Here is a 25,035-nt window from a genome sequence, read left to right on the forward strand (position 1 = left end):
AGCCGTTTTTCCAACTTCCTAATCGTGGTCATTGGGGAATGTCATGGTCAGATTACGCAGCCTGCTTGAACGTCTGGCGCTTCGCCACAAATTGATCCTCGGCTTTGCCACGCTACTGCTATTGGTCCTGGTACTCGGCGTGCAAAGCCTGCGTACTCAAGAGTCGCTGAAGCGAGACATGCAGAATCTCTATACCCAGGAACTGGTGGGCATGGAGCACCTGCACGAAGCCCGGGTGCAACTGCCGCGTCTGGTGCAGGCGCTGCAGCGTGCCGTGGGGACGGACAGCGCGGACGTGCGCATTGAGTCGCTGCAACATTTGCGTAACACCCAAACCCGGCTGCACCGGTCGCTGGCCGAGGCCAAGTCAACCTTGAGGCGCGCGGAAAACCTGGCACGTCTCGCCGAGTTCGATGTGCTGCTGCAACAGTTGCAGCGAGAGGGGGAGCGGGCCTTTGCATTGATCGATCTGGGCCGCCAGAGCCAAGCAATGTTGCTGCTCAACAGCAGCGAGTTCCAACGCCTCGATCAGCAGGCCGATGCCCTGTTGCACGCAATCGCTGAGGTCAAGGAGGCCTCGATCCGCGACACGGCCAAGGAGATTGCCGACTTTGCCGAGCGCAGTACCGCACTGACCTACACCCTGTTGCTCGGCGGATTGGCACTGGCGCTGCTGCTTTGCTGGCTGGTCAGCCAGTCGATCCGCCACCCGCTCAACCGAGTTCGAGTTGCCGTGGACCAGTTGGCTGCGGGAAAGCTCGACCAACCGATTCCGCATACGGACTTGAATAACGAGACCGGCGATCTGGCGCGGGCCATCGCCAAACTGCAAATCGAGTCTCAACAGCTGGAGCGCCAGCGGTTGGTCAAGGCGCAAATCGCTCAGTTACAGATTGACCTGCAGCAAGCTGAGGCGCCCGGCGAACTGGCGCAAGTGTTCCTACAGCATATGGCGAACCTGCTCGGCATTTGCCAGGGCGTTCTCTATAGCGCTCATCAGGACGCTACCCGACTGGTGCTGATGGGCGGCTATGCCACCGATTCCGAGCGGCCGCCGCAGGCGCAGGTCATATTCGGCGATGGTTTGCTGGGCCAATGCGCGGTTGATCGTCAGGCACGCCAGATGGACGCGTTGCCTGAACACTATTGGCGCCTGCATTCGCAGCTCGGTGAGATCCCCGCCACGTGCCTGCTGCTGCAACCGATTCAGCGTGGAGAGCGGCTGCTCGGCGTGCTCGAACTCGCTGGATTAGAACCCTTGGATGATGATCAGTCACTGCTGCTTCAGGAGGCCACCCCTCGTTTGGCTGCAGCGATGGCCATCCTGGAGCGTAATCAGGCCGTCCAGGTACTGCTGGCGGAAACCCGTCGGCAAGCCGATGAAATGGCGGAACAGGCGCAGCAGTTGGAGCGCCAGGCCCAGGAGCTCGAAGCCCAGCAATCGGCATTGCGCGCCACCGAGGCCTGGTATCGCGGGATCATCGAGGCGGCACCGGACGGCATGCTGGTCGTGGGGGCTGACGGGCGCATCCTGCGGACCAACCAGCAATTGGATCGGTTGTTCGGCTACAGCGCTGGCGAGTTGGTGGGCGAGGTTATCGAGCGTCTGGTGCCGGTCGCGAGTCGCGGGCGCCACGTCGAGTTGCGCAACGGCTTCATTGCCCATGGCGATACTCGGCAGATGGGTGCCGGCCTGGACGACCTGCAGGGGGTACGCAAGGACGGCAGTCTGTTTTCGGTGGAGATCGGCCTGTCGCGCCTGCCGAGCCTGGAGGGCCGTGGGGTATGCGTGTGTGCCTCGGTGCGTGACGTCACCGAGCGTCGCCAGTTGCAGGCGGCGCTCAAGGTCAGTGAGGAACAACTGCGCACGGTACTCGACAGCAGCCCGGTGGCCATGTTGATCAGGGACATTGAAGGTCGTCCGACCTACTGCAACCCACAGTTCGAAAACCTGTTCGGTGTCGATATCGTTCAACTCGAAGGCACCGATCCGGGGCGTTTCTGGGTTGATCAGCAGGCACACCAGCGCTTTGTCGCAGCAGCAGAGCAGGGCGCGGTGCTGAACTTCGAAGCCACTTTGCAGCGTCGCGAGGGTGAGCGCTTCGAGGTACTGGTTTCGGCGGCGACGCTGGAGCAGCGCGAGCGAGTCATTCGCGCCAACTGGTACTTCGACATTACCGATCGCAAGGCCGCCGAGGCCGAGGTGCACCTGGCGCGGGAGATCGCCGAGGAAGCGACCCGGGCCAAGAGCGAATTCCTGGCCACCATGAGCCACGAGATCCGCACGCCGATGAACGCCATTATTGGCATGAGCCACCTGGCCCTGCGCACCGAGCTGGACCATCGGCAGCGCAACTACATCGAGAAGGTGCACCGCTCGGCGGAGAATCTGCTGGGGATCATCAACGACATCCTGGACTTCTCCAAGATCGAGGCCGGCAGGATGCACCTCGAGGCTATTCCCTTCCACTTGGAAGACGTGCTCGACGGCTTCGTCAGCATGATTGGCCTGAAGGTCGAGGACAAAGGCCTGGAGCTGCTGTTCAATACCCCGGCAGGGCTGCCGACGGCGCTGATCGGCGATCCGTTGCGCCTGGGCCAGGTGTTGATCAACCTGGGCAACAATGCGGCAAAGTTCACTGAGCAGGGCGAGGTCGTGGTGGGCGTGGAGCGACTGGGTGGCGGCGAGGAACAGGCACAGTTGCATTTCTGGGTGCGCGACAGTGGCATAGGCATGAGCCCCGAGCAATGCAGTCGGCTGTTCCAACCCTTCAGCCAGGCCGATAGCTCCACAACGCGCAAGTACGGTGGCACCGGTCTGGGTCTGGCCATCTCCAAGCACTTGGTGGAGCTGATGGGCGGACGTATCTGGGGAGAAAGCGAACTCGGCCAGGGCTCGATCTTCCATTTCGAGGTGAGCCTCGGCGTGCAGCGCGACGCTGTGCCGCGGCGAATGTTTACGGCCGATGAGCTACTCGGCGTTCGCGTGCTGGTGGTTGACGACAACGCCAGCGCCCGCGAGATTCTCTCCAGCATGGCGCGCAGTTTTGGTGTCGAGGTGGACGTGGCACAGAGTGGTCGCGCGGCGTTGGGGATGCTGGTGGAGGCGGAGCGCAAGGCACTGCCCTATGACCTGGTGTTGATGGATTGGCGCATGCCCGGCATGGACGGTGTGGAAACGGTGCGACAGATGTACGTCACCGACCTGGCGCAAACACCTTCGGTCATCATGGTCACCGCATTCGGGCGCGAGGAGGCGCGCGAAGAAGCCAGCCGGCAGGGCATCCAGTTGCCGGTGGTGCTGACCAAACCGGTGACGCCGTCCACGCTGCTCGAGGCAATCGGCACGGTGCTCGGCAAGGCCCCCCAGGCCGACAGCCGGGCCAGCGAGCGATCCGGGCAAAGCGCCCAGGCAATGGCCAGCCTGCGTGGCGCGCGTTTGCTGTTGGTCGAAGATAACGAACTGAACCGCGAGTTGGCCTGCGAGCTGCTGGAGAGCGCCGGGATCGAGCTGTGCCTGGCTACCCACGGCCAAGAGGCCCTCGATCAGTTGGCGCGTGACGGGGATATCGACGGTGTATTGATGGACTGTCAGATGCCGGTGATGGACGGCTATACCGCAACCCGCAAAATTCGCGAGCAGTCGCACTGGGCCGGGCTGCCGGTAATCGCCATGACGGCCGACGCCATGGCGGGAGACCGCGAGCGAGCCTTGGCGTGCGGCATGAACGACCATATCTCCAAGCCGCTGAACGTCGAGGGTCTGTTCGTCACGCTGGCCAAGTGGATTCATCCCAAGCCCGGTCGCAACGCTCAGGCGCAGGAAATTTCAGCGCTGTCCATATCGTCTGGCGAGCACCTACCCGCTGAACTTCCGGGTATCGACCAGAAAGCCGGCCTGGCCACTTGCATGGGTAAGGTCGACCTCTACCTGCGCCTGCTGCGCAAGTTCGACTCCAGCCAGCGCGCTTTCCGAGCCGAGTTCCTGCTCGCACGAGGCGGCGCAGATCCTTCGGCGGCAACGCGACTGTCCCATACCCTGCGAGGCACCGCAGGTAACATCGGAGCCAAGGCTGTCGCGGAGGCGGCCATCCTTCTGGAACAGGCTTGTCTGGCCGACGCTCGGGAAGAGGTCGTGGTTGATCGGCTGTTGGCGGTAGAGGGTTGCCTGAGCCTGGTGCTGGAAGGGCTGGGGGGGTTGGCCGAGCCGCCATCCAGCGAGTCGCTGTCCGTGTCACATGCCGACGCCGAGTTGAAGGCGCGGTTGGCCCAAGCCAGGGACTTGCTGGCCGAGAGTGACACGCAAGCGCTGACTGTCCTGCACCCCTTACCTGGGTTGACGTCAGACCCCAGGCTCGCCGAGCAGTTACGCCGGGTCGTCCAGCACGCTGAGCGCTTCGATTTCGATCAGGCGCTGGAGTTGCTGGAAACCCTGACCGGATTGAGTCAAAAGGCCGCGAGGTAATGACATCGGAATCGTCCTGGCAGAGGGCGGTTCTGCTGTCGCTTTACGATTCGCCGTCAACCCGTCTCAATCTGTGGCAGTCAAGCGGCCCAAGTTTTGCGCCGCTTGCCGAGCGCACCTCCATCGGCATGACGGCCTGGCCGGACGCGTTGTCCAACAGCACGGAGCGCGTTTCTCCCGGTTCGAAGAGAAAGCGTTCGCCCCATTGTCGCAGGCTCACCACCACCGGAAAAATCTCCTGGCCTTTTTCCGTCAGGACGTACTCCTTGTAGGCGCTGCCGTCCGAGGCGGGGCGAACATCGAACACCCCGACCTCGACCAGGGCTTTGAGCCGCGATGCCAGGATGTTCTTGGCCACGCCCAGGCTTTTTTGAAATTCACTGAAGCGGCGGATGTCGTCGAATGCGTCGCGGATGATCATCAGCGACCAGCGATCGCCAATCACGTCCAGTGTCCTGGCCACTGGGCATTCGTTGTTTTGCGTTGAAGCGGTTTCCATGTTTTGACCCTTTGGAAAAGCACTGCCAAGTTGGCCGGAATTTGTGGTTGCAAAATAAAACCTAATTGGACAACAATTCGATCAGGTTTTTAATTGAAACCAGTTTAGCGCCAAGGAGACGTGCATGACAGCAGAGGCCGATTGTTTCAACCAGCAGCCTTCGGAAAACCAGCGCGGCGAGGAAGCTTGCTCCCCTGTAGGAGCTGCCGAGCGAAGCGAGGCTGCGATCTTTCCTCAAGCGCTTGAATCTCAAGTGAAAGATCAAAAGATCGCAGCCTTCGGCAGCTCCTACAGGAGGGCATCGGGCTCCTTGAGTGCGCAGCAGTGCCCGGGGCTTTCGCCGTCGCTCACGTTATTGTTTTCCGTGACCTGCGCACTGGCTGTCGCCAATGTCTACTTTGCCCAGCCTTTGCTTGCCTCGATGGCCGAGAGCCTGGGCGTTGCGTCAGGATTGATCGGGGGCGTGGTGACGGCCACCCAGGTGGGGTATGCGCTAGGGTTGCTGTTCATCGTCCCGCTGGGGGACAGGCTCAACCGTAAACGACTGATTCTGGCTCAGTTGGTGCTGTCTGCGATGGTGCTCGCGGCGGTCGGCGCAGCCCAGCATTGGGTGGCGTTGCTCGGCGCCATGATCGTAATGGGGTTGTTGGCGGTGGTCGTCCAGGTACTGGTGGCCTATGCCGCCGTGCTGGCTTCGCCAACCCAACGTGGGCAGGCTGTGGGAACGGTCACCAGTGGCGTTGTCCTGGGCATTCTCCTGGCGCGGTTCACCTCTGGGGTAATCGCCGACCTGGCGGGCTGGCGCGGGGTTTATTTCGTTTCCTCGGGCTTGATGCTGGTCATCGCGGCAGTGTTCTGTGTCGTGGTGCCTGCCGCCGTGCCGCCACGTAACCGGCAGTCTTACCGGGTGCTTATCCGGTCACTGTTCAGGCTGTTCGTGACCGAGCCGGTCCTACGGACCCGGGGGCTGCTGGCCTTGCTGATCTTTGCCGCGTTTTCGGTGCTGTGGACCGCCATGGTGCTGCCGTTGAGCGCCGCGCCGCTGGCGCTTTCCCACACAGCCATCGGCCTGTTTGGCCTGGCCGGCGTCGCTGGGGCACTGGCGGCCAGAAGCGCCGGTCGCTGGGCCGATCGAGGGTGGGGGCAACGGGTTACCGGCTGGTCGCTGGGGCTTCTGGCGTTCTCTTGGCTGCCCATCTCCTTTACCGAGACTTCCCTGATCGCGCTGGTCTGCGGCGTGGTGCTACTCGACTTCGCGGTGCAAGCCGTGCACGTCACCAACCAGAGCCTGATTTTCGCCGCACGGCCCGACGCCCAAAGTCGCATGGTCGGTGCCTACATGTGTTTTTACTCAGTGGGCAGCGCGCTGGGCGCGGTGGCCGCGACCCAAGTGTATGCGCTGTGGGGCTGGATGGCGGTCAGCGCGTTGGGCGCCTCGATCAGCCTCACCGCGCTGGCGCTGTGGAGCCTCTCGTCTCATTGCGGCCATTGTTCAAGCAATATCGAGACAAACTTCTCCGCAGCCGGGGAGAGCGATGCGCCCCGGCGATAGACCAGGCCCAGCGAGCGGTTTACCACCGGCTCGATCAGCGGCACGCTGACCAGTGTCGGATGGTCCCCGGCCGGCATTGCCAGGCTGGGCATTGCCGACACGCCCAGGCCAGCCTCCACCAGTCCCAGCGACGTAGACAGGTGTTGCACCTCGTAAAACCACTGCGGGCGCCAGCTCAGGCCCGACAGTGCGTGGTCGAGCAGCATGCGGTTGCCGCTCAGGCGACCGACACCGATCAGCCGATAATCACTGAGTTCCGACCAGGTGACCGCGCTGCGTTCGGCCAATTCATGGTCACGCCGGCAGGCCAGCACAAAGGGTTCGTTGACCAGGGGCACGAATTCGATGTCCGGGTGTTGGCCGCTCATCATGTTGATGCCGAAGTCGGCTTCGCCGCGCAGCACCGCTTCGAGCCCTTCGTTGGCGCTGAGGTCGAGCAGGCGGATGCGGATTTTCGGGTAGCGCTCGTTGTAGAGGCGGATCACTGAAGGCAGGAAATAGAACGCCGCTGTAGGAATGCAGGCCAAGGTCACCCGGCCAATCTGCCGCTCCGCCAACTCGCGGATGTTGAGGATCGAGTCGTCGAAATCATCCAGCAGGCGCCGTGCCTTGGGCAGGAAATCGCGGCCGACACTCGTCAGGCTGACCTTGCGGGTGGTGCGATCGAGCAAGGCGGTTCCCAAGCCTTCCTCGAGTTTCTTCATCCGTCGGCTCAGGGCCGGTTGCGACAGGTGTAGCGCGTCGGCAGCCTCGTGGAAACTGCCCAATTCGGCGATTTTCACGAAAGATCGTATGTCCTGGAGTTCATATTCCATTGTTTTACCTCAGAGGAGAGGGGCTGCGCGATGTCAATCATCGTAAATTAATTCATTTGTGAAACGCAATAATTGCTCCGATCTTTGCATTGGAAACACTTTTTAAACCCTGCCACTCTTGTGTCCAGAACATCAATTATCCAGATTGATCAACAAGAGTTAATGTTCATGAAGCGAATTCCTTGTGTGCTGATGCGCGGCGGTACGTCAAAAGGCCCGGTGTTTCTCGCCTGGGATCTGCCGGTCGCCATCGCCGAACGTGACGAGCTGCTGATCAACCTGATGGGCTCCGGCCACGAGCTGGAAATCGACGGCATCGGTGGCGGCAGCCCACAGACCAGCAAAGTGGCGATCGTCAGCCCATCGCTGCACCCGGACGCCGACGTCGATTATCTGTTCGTCCAGGTCATGGTTTCCCAGCGTCGGGTCGATACTGCCCCCAACTGCGGCAACATGCTCTGCGCCGTTGGCCCGTTCGCCATCGAGCAGGGGCTGGTCAAGGCTACCGGCGACCTGACCCGGGTGCGTATTCGCAACCTCAACACCGGGACGTTCGTGAATTCCGACGTGCAAACCCCCCGAGGCAAGGTCAGCTATGAAGGCGACACCGCCATCGACGGCGTGCCCGGCACCGCCGCCCCGGTGCAACTGACCTTCCTCGATGCTGCGGGCAGCAAGACAGGCAAACTCTTCCCGACCGGGCAACCGCTGGACGTGATCGACGGCATTGCGGTGACCTGCATCGACATGGCGATGCCGATGCTGATCGTCGAGGCCAGCCAACTGGGCAAGCGCGGTGACGAAAGCCCCGCTGAACTGGATGCCGACAAGGCATTCATGCGGCGCCTGGAATCCTTGCGGCTCAAAGCCGGCCTGGCGATGGGCCTGGGTGATGTCAGCGACAAGGTGATCCCCAAGCCGGTCCTGGTGTCGCCGGCCACGTCTGGCGGGACCCTCCAGGTGCGCTACTTCATGCCGCACAGCTGTCATCGCGCCTTGGCGATCACTGGCTCCATCGGGTTGGCGACGGCTTGCGTGACCAACGGCAGTGTCGCGGCCAACCTGATCGGTGGCGTCAGCGAGCCACGTCTGCAGCAGGTTCGCATCGAGCACCCCAGCGGTGGTATCGATGTCGTGTTGTCCTACACCGGCGAAAAGGGTGAGACCATTCGAGCCTCGGTGGTACGCACCGCCCGCCGACTTTTCTCCGGTTTCGTCTACGCCAAGGTTTCCCGACGCCTGGCCGGATAGCCAGGCAGACCTCGTCATTGCATCAGCGACTCAATAACAACAAGAGATCTGACCTATGCTCGCTTTACTTGGCTTGGCCATGGTGGTGGTTTTCACCTTCCTGATAATGACCAAACGGCTGTCGCCGATCGTCGCCCTGACGGTGGTGCCCATCGTCTTTGCCGTGCTTGGCGGCTTTGGCGGGACCACCGGCAAGATGATGCTGGATGGCCTGAAAATGGTCGCGCCGTCGGCGGCACTGCTGTTGTTCGCGATCCTGTTTTTCGGCCTGATGATCGACGCCGGTCTGTTCGACCCGCTGATCCGCAAGATCCTCAAGCGGGTCAATGGCGACCCGATGAAGATCGCCGTGGGCACGGCGCTGCTGTCGCTGTTGGTGGCGCTGGACGGTGACGGCACGACGACCTACATGATCACCTGTGCCGCGATGCTGCCGCTGTATAAACGCATCGGCATGAACCCGATGATCCTGGCGACCGTTTCCATGCTCTCCTTGAGCATCATGAGCGGCATGACCCCTTGGGGCGGCCCGGCGACCCGAGCGATCGCCGCGCTGGGCCTGGATGCCGGTGAGTACTTCGTGCCGTTGCTGCCGACCATGATCGGTGGGGCCGCATGGGTGGTGTTCACGGCGTTCCTGTTGGGCCGTGCCGAGCGCAAGCGCATCGGCAACGTCCAACTGCAAAGCGGCGGCGGTAATTGCTACATCAACGCGATCATGGAAGACACACCACACAAACGTCCGAAACTGGCCTACGTCAACCTGCTGTTGGTGGTCGCGGTGATGGTCGCGCTGGTGATGGGGCTCATGCACTCGGCGATCCTGTTCCTGATCGGTTTCGTCCTGGCGCTGATGATCAACTATCCGCAACTGGATATTCAGAAGGAACGCATTCTCGCCCACTCGGGCAACGCCATGACGGTGGTCCTGCTGGTGTTTGCCGCAGGCATCTTCGCCGGGATTTTTTCCGGGACGAAAATGGTCGATGCCCTGGCACAAACCCTGGTCGACTGGATTCCGCCTTCCTGGGGCCATCTGTTCCCGCTGGTGGTGGCGATTACCAGCATGCCGCTGACCTTTGTCTTGTCCAACGATGCCTACTACTTCGGTGTCGTGCCGATCCTCGCCAACGCCGCGGCGGCCTACGGGATCGATCCGGTGGAAATCGCCCGGGCCTCCATTCTTGGCCAGCCGGTGCACCTGATGAGCCCACTGGTGGCGTCGACCCTGCTGCTGGTGGGCATGGTCGACCGCGACCTGGGCGACTTCCAGAAAGCCACCGTCAAATGGGCGGTGCTCACCTCCCTGGTGATTACCGCGCTGGCCCTGCTGACCGGGGCGCTGACGCTGTTTTCCTGATTTACCCGACAACCTTGGTTTTCCTGCCCGACACGCCCCCGCAAGCGGGTGTGCGCCGGCCTGCATGCCCAATAACAACAACGAGTAGCTAGACATGACCACTTTGCTTACCCGCGGGGCTTTGTTTCCAATCCTGGGGCTGTTGCCCCTGGCCACGGCCAGCGCCGAAGGTTTCATCGACGACAGCAAACTGAAGCTGCAATTGCGCAACGTTTACTTCAACGAAAACTTCCGCGATGAGCACGGCATGAGCGCCCGGGCGGCGAGGACGGCCAAGAGCGAGCGTACCGAATGGGCCCAGGGTTTCCTGCTGGATTACCAGTCGGACTTTACGCCGGGCACCCTCGGTTTCGGCGTCGATGCCCTGGGCCTGCTCGGGGTCAAGCTCGACTCCGGGCGTGGCCGTAGCGGCACCGGCCTGCTGCCGGTGCATGACGACGGTCGCGCCGCCAACGAGTTCGCCAGCGCGGGCATGACCGCCAAGGCCCGGGTGGCCAAGACCACGCTCAAGTACGGCACCTTGCTGCCCAAGACCCCGGTGCTGATCTACAACGATGCGCGGCTGTTGCCACAGACTTATCAAGGCACCCAGATCAGCAGCAGTGACATCGACAACCTCACCGTCACCGGCGGGCATCTGGAGCGTTTCAAGCTGCGGGATTCGAGCGACAGCATGCCCATCGTGCCCGACGGCTACGGCGGCGATGAATCCGGTGATTTCAGCTACGCCGGTGCCGACTACAAGCTGGGCAAGAACACCCGCCTGAGCTACTTCTATGGCGAGCTGGAAAATTTCTATCGACAGAGTTTTGCCGGCATCCAGCATGATTTGCCTTTGGGCGCCGGGGTACTGACCAGCGACCTGCGCTATTTCAACAGTGTCGATTCGGGCTCGGCCTACGGCGGCAAGATCGACAACGACATGCTCAGCGGGTCGCTGGCCTACGCTGTTGTCGGCCACACCCTGAGCGCCGGTTACCAGACCCTCAGCGGCGAGGCGGGCCTGCCTTATATCAGTGGCGCCACGGTGTACTCCTTCAGCAACGTCGGGATCGGCAAGTTCATCGAGGAAGACGAGAAGACCTGGATGCTCGGTTACGGCTACGATTTCGCGCGCCTCGGCGTGCCGGGCCTGACGTTCTCCACCCGCTACCTGAGCGGTAACGACGGCAAGTCCAACACCACGGTCAAAGAGTGGGAACGTGACGCAGAGATCGCCTATGTGGTGCAGCAGGGAACGTTCAAGGGGCTGGGGGTCAAGCTGCGAAACTACGTCTATCGCTCGGATTTTTCCCGCGGTCGTGACAGCAATCGGGTCTACTTCACCTATGACATCGCGCTTTGGTAGGACGCTGTGCGCGACGGCCGGCACCTTGGCATAGTGCGTCCCAGGACCCTGCATTCAACCCAACAATCCTTGTGGGAGCGAGCTTGCTCGCGAAGGCGTCGGCCCAGTCAAAATGGATGCAAGCTGACCCACCGCTTTCGCGAGCAAGCCCGCTCCCACAGGGGGACTTGCTTACAACAGGGGAAATCGAAACGCCCGGGCATCAGAACCTGGGTACTGGCCGTTCCACCACACTCCAATAGGACGATGTGTCGATGAGGCTCAAAACGCGAGCGTGTTCCATGTCCTGACTCAGTACACCCCGGATCAGATCGCCGGCCAACCAACTCGCCGTATTGGCGGCCAGCACCCGACCTTCGGCATTGAGCAACAGCGCTTCATTGCTGACCCTCATCAGGCTGCGCACGAGCAAGGGTTCCAAGGAGTGCAGGGAGATGTCGGCGGCGGCAACACCGATGAAGCGATCATCAAAAAAAATCGGCACTGAGAAGGCGACGATGTACTGCTCTGTGCCGTACAAGTCGACAAAAGGGCCGTCTATGGAGGGCTGCCGAGTTTGCTGCGGACGGGTGTACCAAGGCATGTGCAGGTAATCGTAGAAACGATCGCTGCGGCTATCGAGATTCAGTTGCAAGGGCTGGATTTGTTCTTTCTGGGTCCGGCACCACCACTGTAAATGCATCTCGCAATTTTCCAGCTCACCGGGAGCGAAGACCACGCCAGCGCCATGAAACTTGAGGCTTTCAGAATCCAGGATCTGCCGGACGCCAGCCAGCAATGGCTTGAGGTCGCGTTGATTGGGTCGCTTGGTCTTGCACCGTTGCTGTTCCCAAATGCTCGATACCTGGGCGCCCAGGTCGTTGAGACCCTTGAAGACGTTACCAATGGAAGCGTTGATCAACGTTGCGCATTGGGATAACCCATTTGCTGACATTTCGTTATCCATGGCTCTAACTCATGCCTCGGAAGGGACAGTGCGGTGTTTGCTGGCGACACGAACAGGCTGTCGGGCGGTGTTTGAAGTCAGTTGTTCAGCAAGTTCTGTTCCAGTCATCAGGCATCTTGCGCCATCTGTTGCAACCGTATGGCGGTCAAGCGCCGGACGCCGCGAGCGACATGGGCTTCGGCCAGTGCCCCCGCCAGGTTGGCATCGTTCGCAATGATGGCTTCCAGAATCGCCCGGTGTTCCCGTTCGATCACTAGGGGATCCGGTTGCTCATCGAACGGCAGCCATAACAACTCTCCCAGCTCCGCCTGCAAACGGGCCTCGCTGTGGGTCAGCCGCACAGACTGCGACGCCACGGCGATTTCGATGTGGAACCTGGCATCGGCGCGTCGCCGCTCCAGCCGTTCCTGCGCCGTGGTCAGCGCATCGATGTAGCCGCCCAGCCGTGCATGCTGCTCAGGTCCGGCGCGTTGGGCTGCCAAGCGAGCGGCGGCGCCTGAAATGGCTGCATGCTCGTCGGCCAGGTCACGCAATTCAAGCGTGCTCATTTCACGCAATTGATCGAACAAGGCCTGATCGGTGGTTTGTGGGGCTGCGCAGATAAAGCTGCCGCCGTTGCGTCCACGCCGGGTTTCGATGACCCCGCGCGCGCGCAAGGCAGCCAACGCATCGCGCAGGGTGACCGTGGCGACGCCGAGTTGGGTGGCCAGGGTACTTTCGCTGGGGAGCTGTTCACCTTCGACCAGCAACCCCAGGTCAATCATTTCAACCAGGCGGCGGGTGACGGATTCCGTTTTCCCTTCCTGACTGAGGCGTATGAGGCTCGATGTAGGGCTCATGGTCGTTTCATTCATTGGCGGCGCCGTCGACGCCTGGACTCAAAAAATTCTATTTCATAGTTCAAAGGCATTTTCAGGGCCCATTGGCGGGGAATTCTAGGGACGAAAAGGCGCTGAAGTCAAAAAAACCTGGCTGAATTTGGTTTCTCTGGGGTTCTCATGGGTTAAAAGATATGGTTCCATATGTTTAAGCGAACCGAGATCGCATTCATCCGAACCCAGGAGCACTTCAATCATGAGTCACTTGACCCGAGCAGAGTGGGAAGCCAGAGCCAAGGTACTGGACATCGAGGGCCGCGCCTTTATCGATGGGCAATACAGGCCTGCCCGTTCAGGCGCTACCTTCGAATGCGTGAGTCCCGTGGATGGGCGGTTGCTGGGCCTGGTTGCAAGTTGCGATGTCGCGGACGCTGAACTGGCCGTGACCAGCGCCCGGGCGGCATTCGAATCCGGCGTTTGGTCGCGTCAGGCACCGGCAGTGCGCAAGGCGGTCATGCTGCGTTTTTCCGACCTCTTGCAGTCCCATGCCGAAGAGCTGGCACTGCTGGAAACGCTGGACATGGGCAAACCGATCGCCGACTCACTGTCGGTCGACCTGCCCGGCGCCATCGACAGCATTCGCTGGTGCGGTGAAGCCATCGACAAGATCTACGATGAGGTGGCCGCGACGGCTGTGGATCAGCTCGGGTTGGTGACGCGGGAGCCGGTCGGGGTGGTCGCTGCCATCGTGCCGTGGAATTTCCCGTTGATGATGGCGTCCTGGAAATTGGGCCCGGCATTGGCAACCGGCAATTCGGTGATTCTCAAGCCTTCGGAGCGTTCGCCGCTAACGGCTATTCGCATCGCACAGCTTGCCCTGGAGGCGGGTTTGCCAGCGGGTGTGCTCAATGTGCTGCCAGGCTATGGGCACACGGTGGGTAAGGCCCTGGCCTTGCACGGTGACGTTGATGCGTTGGCGTTCACCGGTTCCACCCGAGTGGCCAAGCAACTGCTCGTGTATGCAGGCGAGTCGAACATGAAGCGGGTCTGGCTGGAGGCGGGGGGTAAGAGTCCGAACATTGTCTTCGCCGATGCTCCTGATCTACAGGCAGCCGCCGAAGCGGCAGCGGCCGCCATTGCTTTCAATCAGGGCGAGGTGTGCACCGCCGGTTCACGTTTGCTCGTCCAGGCTTCCATCAAGGCGCGCTTCGTGCCGATGGTGGTCGAGGCCATGAAAGACTGGAAGCCAGGCCATCCACTGGACCCCGGGACCAATGTCGGTGCGCTGGTGGACGCGCGCCACCTGGAAGGGGTGTTGCATCACATTCGCCAGGGACAGGACCAAGGCGCCCAGTTATTGCTGGGAGGACGCGTGGCGCTGGAGGACAGCGGCGGCAGCTACGTGGAGCCAACGCTATTCGATAACGTCAGCAATTCGATGAATATTGCCCGGGAAGAGATTTTTGGCCCGGTGCTGTCAGTGATCGAGTTCGACGAAGCCGAGGATGCGGTGCGCATCGCCAACGACACGCCTTATGGGCTGGCGGCAGCCGTCTGGACGGCCAACCTGTCGCGCGCCCACACCATGGCCCGGGCACTTCGCGCTGGAAGTGTCTGGGTCAACCTGTATGACGGCGGCGACATGATGGCGCCGTTCGGTGGCTACAAACAGTCCGGCAATGGCCGCGACAAATCCCTGCATGCCTTCGATAAATACACTGAGATCAAGGCCACTTGGATACAGCTCTGAGGCATTTCTGGTGAACCACGTTACGGGTGGGATGGCTCTGCCTGCTTGACGCTTACTCAAACGAATTCCTTTTTGAAGGATGGCGCAATGAACAGCTCGATAAGCTCCACGGCAGCCGTGGACCAGGACGCGGAGCAACTCCGTGCCCTGGGGTACACCTCGAATTTCGAACGTAGCATGAGCCTGTGGCAGAACTTTGCCCTCGGGTTTACTTACTTATCGCCAGTGGTCGGCGTCTACACGTTGTTCGGCCTGTGCCTGGCGGCGGGCGGGCCACCGATGTTCTGGTCCTACCTGCTGGTGGGGTTCGGGCAAATGCTGGTGTGCCTGATTTTTTGCGAAGTGGTGTCCCAGTATCCCATTTCCGGTGGAGTCTATCCGTGGGCCCGTCGCCTGGTGGGGAAAAAATGGGCCTGGATGGTCGGCTGGATCTACGCCATCTCTCTGTGCGTGACCATTGCGGCCGTAGCCCTGGGCGCGGGTCCCTACATTGCCAACCTGCTGGGTTTCGAGTCGTCGCCGGTCACCAATACCTTGGTTGCGCTGGTGCTGACCGCCGCCGCGACGGTCTTGAATCTGAGCGGCACCAAGCTGCTGGCGCGGGTGGCGATGTTTGGTTTTCTGTGTGAGCTGGTCGGGGCTTTGCTGATCGGCGGCTATTTGCTGATTTTCGAGCGCCACCAACCCTTGAGCGTGTTGTTCGACACGTTCGATATTTCCATCGATGGGCAGTACTGGCCGGCCTTCCTGGCCGCGTCACTGGCCGGGATGTTCCTTTACTACGGTTTTGAAGCGTGCGGCGATGTGGCCGAGGAAACGCCCAATCCCAGCCGCCAGGTCCCCAAGGCCATGCGGATGACGATCTGGATCGGCGGTGCCGCTTCGATCTTTGCCGCCCTGGCCTTGATCCTGGCCGTGCCTGATATCGCCGCCGTTGTTTCCGGGCAGGACAAGGATCCCATGGCCACGATATTCGGCGCGGCGTTCGGGCCGGTCATGTCGCGAGTAGTCATGGCGGTGATCACGGTTTCGTTCGTTTCCTGTGTGCTGAGCTTGCAGGCATCCGCGAGCCGCTTGTTGTATGCCTACGCCCGAGACGAGATGCTTATGGGCAGTGGCGTGCTGAAGAAACTCTCCCCGACCACCCATGTGCCGACCGCCGCGCTGATGGTCTGCGGGGTGCTGCCGGCGATCATTGTGTGTGTCGGCTTCTATCTTCAGAACGCCATCGCGCTGGTGGTGAGCTTTGCCGCCATCGGTATCTACTTGGCGTTCCAGATGATCGTCGGGGGGGTAATGTATGCCCGTCTCCGGGGCTGGACACCCAAGGGCCAGTTCACCTTGGGACGTTGGGGCTGGCCGGTGAACATCGCTGCGCTTTGCTATGGTTTGTTCGCCATCGTCAATATGTCCTGGCCGCGTACGCCAGATGCACCGTGGTACGTGAACTACGGCATCGTATTGGTTGGCGCCATCGTGATTCTCGTCGGCCTCGTCTACATGGTCCTGTTTCGTCCCTACGAGAAGGGTACTGCCCCGGCTTCCGATGCCTGGAAAAAAGCCTAGGAACATGACGGCCTGCCGGGCGCGGCAGGCAAATTCCTCTGATGAGAAAAGGGTGAACGCTATGACGTCTCGAATCCATTCGATGCTGTTTGGGTTGCTCCTGATTCTGGCCAGCCATGGGGTTCTGGCGGCCAGTCAAAACGATACCCTGGGTGTGATCCATGACTATATGAAAGCTTGGAACGCTCGCGATGCGGAGGCTGCGGCGAAGTACTTCGCCGAGGACGGCGAGTTCCTCGACGCCTCGGTGGGAACACCGCAGGTCGGCCGGGAAAACGCCAAGACCCAGGTGATCGAAGTGTTCATGCACGCAGTGCCGGATCTGCAATGGATGATGCTGGGCGAGCCAATCGTCAACGGTGAAAGCATTGCCTTCGAATGGGAATTCAAAGGGCACAATACCGGGCCTTGGAGCACCGAGACGCCGGCCACCCAGCGCCTCCTCAGCTTCAAGGGGGTGAGTTTCATCCGGCTCAAGGAGAGCAAGATTATCATGCAGCACGACTACTATGACGCCCTGGGTTTCAACAAGCAGCTCGGCTGGTAGATCAGTGTTCCCGTCGAGACAACTGCAGCAACAAGCCTGGCTCGGCTCTCTTGGCCGAGAGCGTCCAGCCATGGGCTTGGGCGATCTCCCGGCAGATCGTCAGGCCCAGGCCGGCGCCATGGTCGCGGCGATGGGGCCCGCGCCAGAAGCGCACGAACAGCTGGGGCAGTTGCTCTCGATCAACCCCGGGGCCCCAGTCGCGCACGCTCAGGTGATCACGGCCGATATCCACGCGAATTTCGGTGCCCCGAGGGGCGTGTTGGAGGGCGTTTTCCAACAGGTTTTTCAGCAAAGTGAAGAGGGCACTGCGATCAGCCTGCCAGGGGCCAACACCCGAGCAGTCCTCGGCCAGTACCAGGCGCACGTCGACGGCTTCGGCCATGCGCTGTAGATAGTCGATGGCTTCCTTCGCGACATCGGCCACTTCGACTTCGGCAAACAGGTAGTTCTGGGCCTCGCTGGCTTCGGTCAGGAGCAGCAATTGCTGGGCTTGGCGGGTCATGTGGGCCACGTCGTTGAGCAGTGCGTTGCGACCGGGACTGTCTTCCATCAATTCGATCTGCGCCCGTATCAGCGCCAGCGGTGTCTTGAGTTCGTGCGCCGCGGTCGCCAGGAATTCCTGCTGGGTCCGGTAGCCATTTTCCAAGCGTTGGAGTACTCGATTGAAGCTGTCCACCAGTGGCACGACTTCGGACGGTACGCTGCTGGCCTGCAAGCGTGAATGCAGGGAGCGGGGTGAGATGGCGGCGGCCGACTCGGACACCTCGCGCAAGGGCTTGAGCGTATAACCCAAAATGACATAGGCGCAGGCGCCAAAGACAAAGAGCAGCACCAGGCTGAACAGGACGATGCCGGCGCCCATGAAGGGTAATGCGAATGCCCCGTGGAAGAGGTCCATCAGCCGTTCGCTGACGGCAAGCTGGAGGAACCAGGTCTGGCCGTCATGTTCGACCGGCGCGGTGGCGCCATACATCAAGATGCCCTGACGCTCGAACTTGAACCGGGCGTGGTCTTCAGAGTGCTCCGAGGTGTTCGCCGGCCAGAAGCTGGCATCGGTGGACGTCAGGGCCACGTTTGCCGAAGCGTCCAGCACGCGGTATCCGATTTCCTGCCGCATGCTGTCATAGGTCCAGATTCGATCGGTCTCGCTGCGATCGAATCCGACGGGGCGCCCGTCAGCGTCGAACTGGAGTTTTTCCGCCAGCTCCTGGGTGCGTTCGGCCATGTTCATGACCGACAGGATGTCGCTCTGTGAAGTAACCAGGGCCAACGCCGCCGACACGATCAGCAGGATGCTCAGCGTCACGCCGGCAATATAAGCCAGCAGCACCTTGAACCTGAGGCTACTCAACCACGTCGACCTGGCGCAGCGCATAACCGAGACCTCGCACGTTGACAATGCGTTGGCGGGAGCCGATGGCCAGCAGCTTGCGGCGGATACGGTGCAGGGCCACGTCCAGGGCGTTCGGCGTGACCGCCTCGCTCAAACCCCAGCCCGCCGCCTCGATGCTGGGGCGACGGACGATTTCCCCAGGCTTGCGCAACAGCAGCAACATGATCTGCATCTCCGCCGGCGCCAGGGTGATGCTCTCATCCGCGCAGTACATCAGGCCGGTATCGGGTTGCACGCTCAGGTCACCATGGCTGGGGGCGAGAGGGCGACAGTCCACGGGCCGTCGTAGCAAGGCCCGCACACGGGCGACCATTTCATCCATGGCGAACGGCTTGGGCAGATAGTCATCCGCGCCGGCATCGAGCCCTTGTACCCGATCATGCAGGGCATCCCGTGCCGTCAGCACCAGGCACGGCAGGCCAAGCCCGGCGTTGCGCAGGCGCTTCAACAAGACGAGCCCGTCGCCGTCCGGCAAGCCTCGATCGAGGATCAACGCCTGGTAGGGCACCCGCTGGATGGCCGCCCACGCGCCATCCATGCGGTTGATCACATCGACGGCGATCCCGGCGTTCGTCAGTCCCGTGCAGACCAATTGCGCCAAGCGTTCGTGGTCCTCGACCAACAGAATGCGGCTCATCAGAAGCGGTACAGGTAGCCGAACAGCGTGCTGTTTTCGGTAGAACGGTCTACCAGCGGACTGTCCTTGATTTCACTGGCGAGGCTAGTTGCCTTGAGATCGAGGAACACAGAGTGGTGCTGATCGAACATGTAGTTTCCCCGGACCCCCAACTCGGTATTGAGGGCAGACTTGCCATCATAGGCCGCGCGATCGATACGCGCTTCACTGTCACGCACACCAAAATAATAATCGACGTATTTTTGGTCCTGCCACATCGCGGTTACATGGGGTGTGAGGGTGATGTGGTCGCCGAGCCGCCAGGTCCGCTCCAGGCCCAGATTGAAGCGCTGTCCGTCGCTGTTGCCCGAGACATCCGCGAGCCACTCGGCGTGCACATCCACCCAGTCAGTGCGCCACTGCACTTTGGCCCCGGCCCAGAAGCCGCTTTTACGGTCGCTCATGCCATCGAAAACCCGAGAATCGTCGGCATCATAGCCGCTAAAGTCGTACTGGCCCACGAGGCTGAAATCGATTTGCTGGGTGTCGTTGATTTCGAGTTGCGTCAGCTTGACCTCGGCGTTTGGGCCGAACACCCGCAGGTATTCATTCTCGAAGTAGATCAGCGGGATCGCCTTGTTGTCTCGATCGATGCCGCTATAGGGCTGCTGGCTGCTGATTGCGCCAACCCCCATCCCCCAGGACGAAGACGCTTCGGCGGTTTGAGCTTCAGCTGCCTGAGCGGCGATCGCCGAACTGGCCACGGCGAGCAGAATCACACTCGGGATTGTTGAAACGGCTAAGTGCAGCACATGCATGGGGAGGCTCCAACGGGACAGGATGAAATGCGCGCCTATCGTTGAGCACTTTCCCTTACCGGATGCTTACCGTTATCTGTCGAAAGCTTGACCCTGATCAAGGCAAATCAAAATGCCCGGGTCATGGCCATCATCAGGGCCAAGCGGTGCCATATCAGGGGTGATGGCTATTTGGTATTGCGTTAAGATCGCTCCAAGTCAGCGTGTATAAAAGCCTTCTTACAACAAGTTCACGCGTCACTAACTCAATATGAAATGAGGCTTGAACGGAAATGCTCAGGAATGCACCGCTGCGTCTGAAACTTTTATTGATCTTGCTACTTCCCTTGTTGGGGTTCCTGACCTTGGCCGGGGTCTTTGTCGTGGACAACTACAAGACCCTGCGCGATATGGACGCCACGGTCGCCGCCAGCGCCACGGCGCAGAAGTTGAGTCAACTGATCACGGTATTGCAGCGCGAGCGCGGTGCCAGCGGGGTATTCCTGGGCAGCGGCGGCAAGTCCATGGGCGAACGGATGGCCCAGGCGCGCCAAGGTTCCAATACCTCGGTCGAGGTGGTACGCCGGTTGTCTGCATCGGGCAGCGCGCAATTGGACAATGTCCTCCAGGCCTTGGACCAATTGCCTGCCATTCGCGGGCAAGTGGATAAGTTGGGTATCAGCAGCACCGAATCCGGTGTTCGTTATACCGAGATCATTCAAGCGCTCATGGGCTATACCCACTCTTTGGAAGCGACGATCAACAACGCGACCATTGTTCATGCGCTCAATGCGCTCAATCAGTTTATCGAGATGAAAGAACGGGCCGGACGCGAACGGGTCGTGCTTGGCCTGGTGTTCAGCCAGGATCGCTTCGACGAGACCTTGTTGTCGCGCTTTAGCCGCAACCTTGGCGAGTTCTCCGCCTATTCCGACGCGTTCCGTCGCCAGGCCCAACCAGCCTTGCTTCAACAATTCACCGAGCAGATGCTTAAACCCGCTGCGGTCGAAGTCGGCAAGTTGCAGCGCCTGGCCTTCGAAGTGCCATTGGGCCAGTCGCTGGGCATCAAGCCAGAGGCCTGGTTCGAGCTCTCCACTCAGCGCATCGACATGATGAGCCAGGTGGAAGATGCGCTCGGTCAAAGCGTCAGCCGCCTGGCGATCCATGGCCGCGATGAAGCAAGTCGTGCGTTGTGGTTGACCGTCGGCGCGGTCATCGTGGCGCTGCTGGCGGTGACGGTGCTGTCGTATGTGATCATCCGTCTGATCGATCTGGCGGTGCGCGATGTGAACCGGGCGCTGAACGGCCTGGCACAGCGTGACCTCACCGCCAGGGCCACGTATGAAGGTCGCGATGAGTTCGGTCAGATCGCGCGCAACCTCAATCGCATGGCGCAAGAGATCAGCGAGGTCGTGCAGGAAATCGGCAACGCCACGGCGCAAGTGGCCACCGCCGCGCAAGAGTCTTCCACGGTGACGGTCCAGACCAGCACGAGTGTCGAGCAACAGCGCCAAGGCACCGAGCTGGTGGCCACCGCGATCAATCAGATGAGCGCCACGGTGCGCGAGGTGGCGCAAAGTACCAACGATGCGGCGCACATGTCGCAACGGGTCAATCTCAGCACGGCCCAAGGGCGCGTGGAAATCGAAAGCACCATCGGACTGATCCGTCAGTTGTCCGGGCAGGCTGAAGAGACCGCCGGGATCATTGGTGATCTCAAGCTGGAAAGCGATGCCATTTCCTCGGTGCTCGATGTGATTCGCGGTATTGCCGAACAGACCAATCTGCTGGCACTCAACGCGGCGATTGAAGCGGCGCGGGCCGGTGATCATGGGCGCGGCTTCGCGGTGGTCGCGTCCGAAGTGCGCACCCTGGCGCAAAAGACCCAGGAGTCCACGGGCAACATTCAACAGATGATCAGCAACCTCCAGGCCGGTTCGGATCGTGCGGCCCTGTCCATGCAACAGACCCTGGACAAGGCCCAGGACGGGGCGAGCAAAGTCGAGCGCGCAGGCGAGTTGTTGGTGGAGATCGCCGAGGGCGTGGCGACGATCAGCGACCGTAACATTCAAATCGCCTCCGCAGCAGAAGAGCAGAGCGCGGTGTCCGAGGACATCAATCGCAACGTGAACGAGATCAATGACCTGGTGATCCAGGTGAGTGCCGGTGCCGAGCAGACGGCCATCACCAGCCAGGAGCTGGCGCGCCTGGCCGAACATCAGCAACAGTTGGTCAATCGCTTCAAGGTCGCCTAGGTCCTGCAACCTCAGGCCTTTGATGCAAGGCCCGGGTGTGCGCTCAGACGATATCGTCGATCAGGATATGGCGCTCGCCGCGGCTGCATTGCTCGATCCGCGCCTCGACCTTGTAGACCTTGCGCAGCATCGATTCGCTAATCACCTCGGCGCTCGGACCGCTGCCCTGGGCGGTGCCGTCGGCGATGACCAGCACTTGGTCGGCAAAGCGCAGTGCCTGGTTCAGGTCATGGATGGCGATGAACACAATGACCTGGCGTTTGCGCGCCAGGGCCCGCATGAAGTTCAACACCTGGACTTGCCGATGCATGTCCAGGGCGCTGGTGGGCTCATCCATCAGCAGGATTTCCGGTTCGCGCACCAAGGTCTGGGCGATCGATACCAGTTGCTGTTGCCCGCCGCTGAGCTCGCCGAGGTTACGGAACGACAATTCAGTGATGCCCAGCGCGGCGAGAATGTCGTCCACCAACTTCAGCTCATCATCATGGACGACCCAGCCCGGCGTGAGCTGCTTGCGCGCCAGCAACACCGACTCATACACCGTCAACCGGGCGCTGGCGTTCAAGCCCTGGGGCATGTAGCTGATGCCCTGCGGTCCCTTTTTCGAGCCCTCCAACATCACCTGCCCGGGCCCGTCGATCAAGCCGGCCATGCGCTTGAACAAGGTGGACTTGCCCGCCGCGTTGGGGCCGACCACCGCCACCACCTGGCCGCCGACAAAGGCTGCCGTGGTCACGCCGTGAATGACCGTGCGCTGGCCGTAGCGGGCGCCGAGATTCTCCAGCCGGATCGTTACCATGAGTTTTTCTTCCCGCCGAGAATCAAGGATATGAAGAAGGGCACGCCAATCAGCGACGTGACCACGCCGATGGGAAAAATGGCGCCAGGGATCAGGGTTTTGCTGATCACCGAACTGGCCGACAGAATCAGTGCACCGGTCAACAAGGACGCCGGCAGGAAGAACCGCTGGTCTTCACCGATCAGCATCCGCGCGATGTGCGGGCCGACCAGGCCGATGAAGCCGATGGTGCCGACAAACGCCACCGGGAACGAGGCGAGCAGGCTGACCATGATCAACGTCTGGAAGCGCAGGCTGCGCACGTTGATGCCGAAACTCGCGGCCTTGTCGTCCCCCAGGCGCAGTGCGGTCAAGGCCCAGGCACGCCGGGCGAAAATCGGCAGGGTGACCAGGATCACCAGGCAGATCACCCCGAGCTTGGGCCAGGTGGCTTTGGTCAGGCTGCCCATCGTCCAGAACACCACGGCGGCCACCGCTTGTTCGGTGGCGAAGAACTGCACCAGCGCCAGCAGCGCATTGAAGGTGAACACCAGGGCGATGCCCAGCAGCACGATGGTCTCGGCGGTGACACCGCGACGCAGACTCAGGAAGTGGATCAGCAAGGCCGACAGCATGGCCATGATGAACGCGTTCACTGGCACCATGTACTGCGCCGCCAACGGGAACAGGGCTACGCCGAATGCCAGGCCCATGGCCGCACCGAAACTGGCGGCAGCGGAAATGCCTAGAGTGAACGGACTGGCCAGCGGGTTGTTGAGGATCGTCTGCATCTGCGCGCCGGCCAGGGACAATGCCGCACCGACCGCAACGGCCATCAGCGCCACGGGCAGGCGGATGTCCCACATCACCACGCGAACCTGGGGCGATGCGCTGTCTGGTGAAAACAGCGCGCCGAGCACTTCGTCGAGGCTGTAGCGCGCCGGCCCGAGGGCCAGGTCAAGGAGGACGCTGCAGGTCAGCAACAGCGCGAGCCCGCCGAGGATAAGCCGCTTGCGCAGCACCAGGCGCCGGTAGGTGTCGCGTTGCATCGCCAGGGTTTCGTTCAACGCTGTCATGGCTGGCCCTCGGTCTGACGCAGGCTGACGGCGTAGCCCGGTTCATAAGGGACCGGCAGGAACCGCTCGTGCAACTGGCGGAACGAGGCGTCCGGGTCCAGGTCGGCGAACAACGTCGGGTGGAACCATTTGGCCAATTGCTGGATGGCCACGAACTGATAGGGGCTGTTGTAGAACTGGTGCCAGATGGCGTGGAATGCCTGGTCGTCCTGAGCCTTGATGCCAGCGTAGGCCGGCCGCTGGGTGTACCACGCCAGTTTTCGCCTGGCTTGGGCCATGTCCGCGCCCGGGCCGACGCCGACCCAATGGCCGCCAGGGGCAAAGGCTTCCCAGTTGGCACTGGTGACGACGACGTGCGCCGGGTTGGCGACCACCACTTGCTCGGCATTCAACTGGCCGAACGTGGTCGGGATGATGCCTTTGGCGATGTTGTCGCCGCCGGCCATTTCGACGAACAGGCCGAAATTCTCGTTGCCGAAACTCAGGCAGCAATCATCGGTGTAGCCGCCGATGCGCTCGATGAAGACTTTTGGCCGGGCAGGGCGGCGCGCTTCAATGACGTCGGTGACGCGCCGGATCTGCTGGTTGCGAAAATCGATGAAGGCCTCGGCCCGGGCTTGCTTGCCAAACAACTGGCCAAACAGGCGCATGGTCGGTTCGGTGTTCTGCATCGGGTTGTTGCGAAAGTCGACGTAGACCACCGGGATGCCCAAGGCGTCGAGCTTCTCGATGTAGCGCGCATCCTCGGTGGCATGCTGGGCTTCGATATTGAGGATGATCACATCCGGACGCTGGGAAATCGCCTGCTCGATATCAAAGGTGCCGTCCTCGAAGCCGCCGAAGGTCGGGATCTTGGCGATGTCGGGGAATTTGCGCAGGTAGGCGCCGTAGGTGTCCGGGTCGGACTGGATCAGGTCCTTGCGCCAACCGACGATGCGTTCGATGGGGTTTTGCGTGTCCAGCGCCGCCACCAGGTACAACTGGCGGCCTTCGCCGAGGATCACCCGCCGGACGGGAAGGTGGACCTTGACCTGGCGCCCGAGCAGGTCGGTCACGGTGGCCAGGGCAGGGTCCGCCTCGACGGCCAGGGCGTTGCGGGGCGTCAGCGAAAGAAACACCACGCCCAGCAGCCCGGCGAACAGCAGGGCGGCGAGGGTGTGAGGGCGACGAAAAACGGTAACCATGGTTCAGGCCTTTACAAAA

19 protein-coding genes are annotated in these 25,035 nt (G+C 61.4%); 9 read left to right on the forward strand and 10 right to left on the reverse strand.

The annotated features are described in order from the left end of the window. Positions 1-43 precede the first annotated feature (43 nt). On the forward strand, positions 44-4,465 hold the full coding sequence (locus AD659_RS13350) for a response regulator (protein ID WP_053121909.1): 4,422 nt from the start codon (positions 44-46) through the stop codon (positions 4,463-4,465). A gap of 43 nt (positions 4,466-4,508) precedes the next feature. Here the strand turns inward: AD659_RS13350 and AD659_RS13355 are convergent, their stop codons facing one another. Beyond that, on the reverse strand, positions 4,509-4,964 hold the full coding sequence (locus tag AD659_RS13355) for a winged helix-turn-helix transcriptional regulator (RefSeq protein WP_053121911.1): 456 nt from the start codon (positions 4,962-4,964) through the stop codon (positions 4,509-4,511). Positions 4,965-5,274: 310 nt separating this feature from the next. On the opposite strand from AD659_RS13355, the gene AD659_RS13360 reads away from it, so the two are divergent. After that, positions 5,275-6,516, forward strand: coding sequence for an MFS transporter (locus tag AD659_RS13360; protein WP_153044017.1), 1,242 nt, complete (start codon positions 5,275-5,277; stop codon positions 6,514-6,516). On the opposite strand, the gene AD659_RS13365 is transcribed toward AD659_RS13360, so the two are convergent. Then, positions 6,441-7,331, reverse strand: a complete 891-nt coding sequence (locus AD659_RS13365) for a LysR family transcriptional regulator (RefSeq protein WP_003200706.1) — start codon at positions 7,329-7,331, stop codon at positions 6,441-6,443. The genes AD659_RS13360 and AD659_RS13365 overlap by 76 nt on opposite strands. A gap of 168 nt (positions 7,332-7,499) precedes the next feature. Between AD659_RS13365 and AD659_RS13370 the strand changes: the two genes are divergently transcribed. From AD659_RS13370 to AD659_RS13380, 3 genes are all read left to right on the forward strand, one after another. Beyond that, complete coding sequence (locus AD659_RS13370) at positions 7,500-8,582, forward strand: 4-oxalomesaconate tautomerase (RefSeq protein ID WP_053121913.1); 1,083 nt, start codon at positions 7,500-7,502, stop codon at positions 8,580-8,582. A 55-nt stretch (positions 8,583-8,637) separates the two neighbouring features. Further along, positions 8,638-9,942, forward strand: a complete 1,305-nt coding sequence (locus tag AD659_RS13375; RefSeq protein ID WP_018600453.1) for a CitMHS family transporter — start codon at positions 8,638-8,640, stop codon at positions 9,940-9,942. A 94-nt stretch (positions 9,943-10,036) separates the two neighbouring features. Next, entirely contained in the window at positions 10,037-11,290 is a 1,254-nt protein-coding gene (locus AD659_RS13380) for an OprD family porin (RefSeq protein ID WP_053121915.1), read from the forward strand. Positions 11,291-11,492: 202 nt separating this feature from the next. Here AD659_RS13380 and AD659_RS13385 read toward each other — a convergent pair whose 3' ends face one another. Both AD659_RS13385 and AD659_RS13390 read right to left on the reverse strand, forming a co-directional pair. Continuing rightward, positions 11,493-12,236 carry a PDC sensor domain-containing protein gene (locus tag AD659_RS13385; RefSeq protein ID WP_053121917.1) on the reverse strand — a complete coding sequence of 248 codons (744 nt, stop codon included), beginning with the start codon at positions 12,234-12,236 and terminating at the stop codon, positions 11,493-11,495. Positions 12,237-12,343: 107 nt separating this feature from the next. Beyond that, on the reverse strand, positions 12,344-13,075 hold the full coding sequence (locus tag AD659_RS13390; RefSeq protein ID WP_053121920.1) for a FadR/GntR family transcriptional regulator: 732 nt from the start codon (positions 13,073-13,075) through the stop codon (positions 12,344-12,346). Positions 13,076-13,310: 235 nt separating this feature from the next. On the opposite strand from AD659_RS13390, the gene AD659_RS13395 reads away from it, so the two are divergent. The 3 genes from AD659_RS13395 to AD659_RS13405 all read left to right on the forward strand — a co-directional run bounded on the left by AD659_RS13395 (position 13,311) and on the right by AD659_RS13405 (position 16,917). Beyond that, the gene (locus AD659_RS13395) at positions 13,311-14,804 is read left to right on the forward strand and encodes an aldehyde dehydrogenase (RefSeq protein ID WP_053121922.1); all 1,494 of its coding nucleotides are present in this window, start codon (positions 13,311-13,313) and stop codon (positions 14,802-14,804) included. A gap of 87 nt (positions 14,805-14,891) precedes the next feature. Further along, the gene (locus AD659_RS13400) at positions 14,892-16,370 is read left to right on the forward strand and encodes an APC family permease (protein WP_053121923.1); all 1,479 of its coding nucleotides are present in this window, start codon (positions 14,892-14,894) and stop codon (positions 16,368-16,370) included. Positions 16,371-16,431: 61 nt separating this feature from the next. Further along, a complete protein-coding gene (locus AD659_RS13405; protein WP_053121925.1) occupies positions 16,432-16,917 on the forward strand; it encodes an ester cyclase in 486 nt (161 codons plus the stop codon). Position 16,918: 1 nt separating this feature from the next. Here AD659_RS13405 and AD659_RS13410 read toward each other — a convergent pair whose 3' ends face one another. The 3 genes from AD659_RS13410 to AD659_RS13420 are packed head-to-tail and all read right to left on the reverse strand — an operon-like array spanning position 16,919 to position 19,744. Then, positions 16,919-18,268 (reverse strand): sensor histidine kinase, encoded by a 1,350-nt coding sequence (locus tag AD659_RS13410; protein WP_231987712.1) that lies wholly within the window; start codon positions 18,266-18,268, stop codon positions 16,919-16,921. Next, complete coding sequence (locus AD659_RS13415; RefSeq protein ID WP_053121929.1) at positions 18,261-18,947, reverse strand: response regulator transcription factor; 687 nt, start codon at positions 18,945-18,947, stop codon at positions 18,261-18,263. The genes AD659_RS13410 and AD659_RS13415 overlap by 8 nt, the downstream gene beginning before the upstream one ends. Then, positions 18,947-19,744 (reverse strand): MipA/OmpV family protein, encoded by a 798-nt coding sequence (locus tag AD659_RS13420; protein WP_053121931.1) that lies wholly within the window; start codon positions 19,742-19,744, stop codon positions 18,947-18,949. Before AD659_RS13420 ends, AD659_RS13415 begins: the two co-directional genes overlap by 1 nt. 272 nt (positions 19,745-20,016) lie before the next feature. On the opposite strand from AD659_RS13420, the gene AD659_RS13425 reads away from it, so the two are divergent. Next, complete coding sequence (locus AD659_RS13425; protein WP_053121933.1) at positions 20,017-21,978, forward strand: methyl-accepting chemotaxis protein; 1,962 nt, start codon at positions 20,017-20,019, stop codon at positions 21,976-21,978. A 43-nt stretch (positions 21,979-22,021) separates the two neighbouring features. Here AD659_RS13425 and AD659_RS13430 read toward each other — a convergent pair whose 3' ends face one another. Genes AD659_RS13430 through AD659_RS13440 form a run of 3 tightly spaced genes read right to left on the reverse strand, consistent with a single transcriptional unit; the run spans position 22,022 to position 25,016 of the window. After that, entirely contained in the window at positions 22,022-22,777 is a 756-nt protein-coding gene (locus AD659_RS13430; protein ID WP_053121935.1) for an ABC transporter ATP-binding protein, read from the reverse strand. Further along, positions 22,771-23,832, reverse strand: coding sequence for a FecCD family ABC transporter permease (locus AD659_RS13435; protein ID WP_053121937.1), 1,062 nt, complete (start codon positions 23,830-23,832; stop codon positions 22,771-22,773). Before AD659_RS13435 ends, AD659_RS13430 begins: the two co-directional genes overlap by 7 nt. Then, entirely contained in the window at positions 23,829-25,016 is a 1,188-nt protein-coding gene (locus tag AD659_RS13440) for an ABC transporter substrate-binding protein (protein ID WP_053121939.1), read from the reverse strand. The genes AD659_RS13435 and AD659_RS13440 overlap by 4 nt, the downstream gene beginning before the upstream one ends. Positions 25,017-25,035 lie beyond the last annotated feature (19 nt).

It is taken from the genome of Pseudomonas thivervalensis (assembly GCF_001269655.1).
In the GTDB taxonomy this organism is placed as follows: Bacteria; Pseudomonadota; Gammaproteobacteria; order Pseudomonadales; family Pseudomonadaceae; genus Aquipseudomonas; species Aquipseudomonas thivervalensis.

Bases quoted from the DNA above. Each gene is read 5' to 3' on its own strand.
- AD659_RS13350 (WP_053121909.1), top strand. From the start codon at position 44: ATGGTCAGATTACGCAGCCTGCTTGAACGTCTGGCGCTTCGCCACAAA.
- AD659_RS13355 (WP_053121911.1), bottom strand. From the start codon at position 4,964: ATGGAAACCGCTTCAACGCAAAACAACGAATGCCCAGTGGCCAGGACA.
- AD659_RS13365 (WP_003200706.1), bottom strand. From the start codon at position 7,331: ATGGAATATGAACTCCAGGACATACGATCTTTCGTGAAAATCGCCGAA.
- AD659_RS13370 (WP_053121913.1), top strand. From the start codon at position 7,500: ATGAAGCGAATTCCTTGTGTGCTGATGCGCGGCGGTACGTCAAAAGGC.
- AD659_RS13375 (WP_018600453.1), top strand. From the start codon at position 8,638: ATGCTCGCTTTACTTGGCTTGGCCATGGTGGTGGTTTTCACCTTCCTG.
- AD659_RS13380 (WP_053121915.1), top strand. From the start codon at position 10,037: ATGACCACTTTGCTTACCCGCGGGGCTTTGTTTCCAATCCTGGGGCTG.
- AD659_RS13385 (WP_053121917.1), bottom strand. From the start codon at position 12,236: ATGGATAACGAAATGTCAGCAAATGGGTTATCCCAATGCGCAACGTTG.
- AD659_RS13390 (WP_053121920.1), bottom strand. From the start codon at position 13,075: ATGAGCCCTACATCGAGCCTCATACGCCTCAGTCAGGAAGGGAAAACG.
- AD659_RS13395 (WP_053121922.1), top strand. From the start codon at position 13,311: ATGAGTCACTTGACCCGAGCAGAGTGGGAAGCCAGAGCCAAGGTACTG.
- AD659_RS13400 (WP_053121923.1), top strand. From the start codon at position 14,892: ATGAACAGCTCGATAAGCTCCACGGCAGCCGTGGACCAGGACGCGGAG.
- AD659_RS13405 (WP_053121925.1), top strand. From the start codon at position 16,432: ATGACGTCTCGAATCCATTCGATGCTGTTTGGGTTGCTCCTGATTCTG.
- AD659_RS13415 (WP_053121929.1), bottom strand. From the start codon at position 18,947: ATGAGCCGCATTCTGTTGGTCGAGGACCACGAACGCTTGGCGCAATTG.
- AD659_RS13420 (WP_053121931.1), bottom strand. From the start codon at position 19,744: ATGCATGTGCTGCACTTAGCCGTTTCAACAATCCCGAGTGTGATTCTG.
- AD659_RS13425 (WP_053121933.1), top strand. From the start codon at position 20,017: ATGCTCAGGAATGCACCGCTGCGTCTGAAACTTTTATTGATCTTGCTA.
- AD659_RS13430 (WP_053121935.1), bottom strand. From the start codon at position 22,777: ATGGTAACGATCCGGCTGGAGAATCTCGGCGCCCGCTACGGCCAGCGC.
- AD659_RS13435 (WP_053121937.1), bottom strand. From the start codon at position 23,832: ATGACAGCGTTGAACGAAACCCTGGCGATGCAACGCGACACCTACCGG.
- AD659_RS13440 (WP_053121939.1), bottom strand. From the start codon at position 25,016: ATGGTTACCGTTTTTCGTCGCCCTCACACCCTCGCCGCCCTGCTGTTC.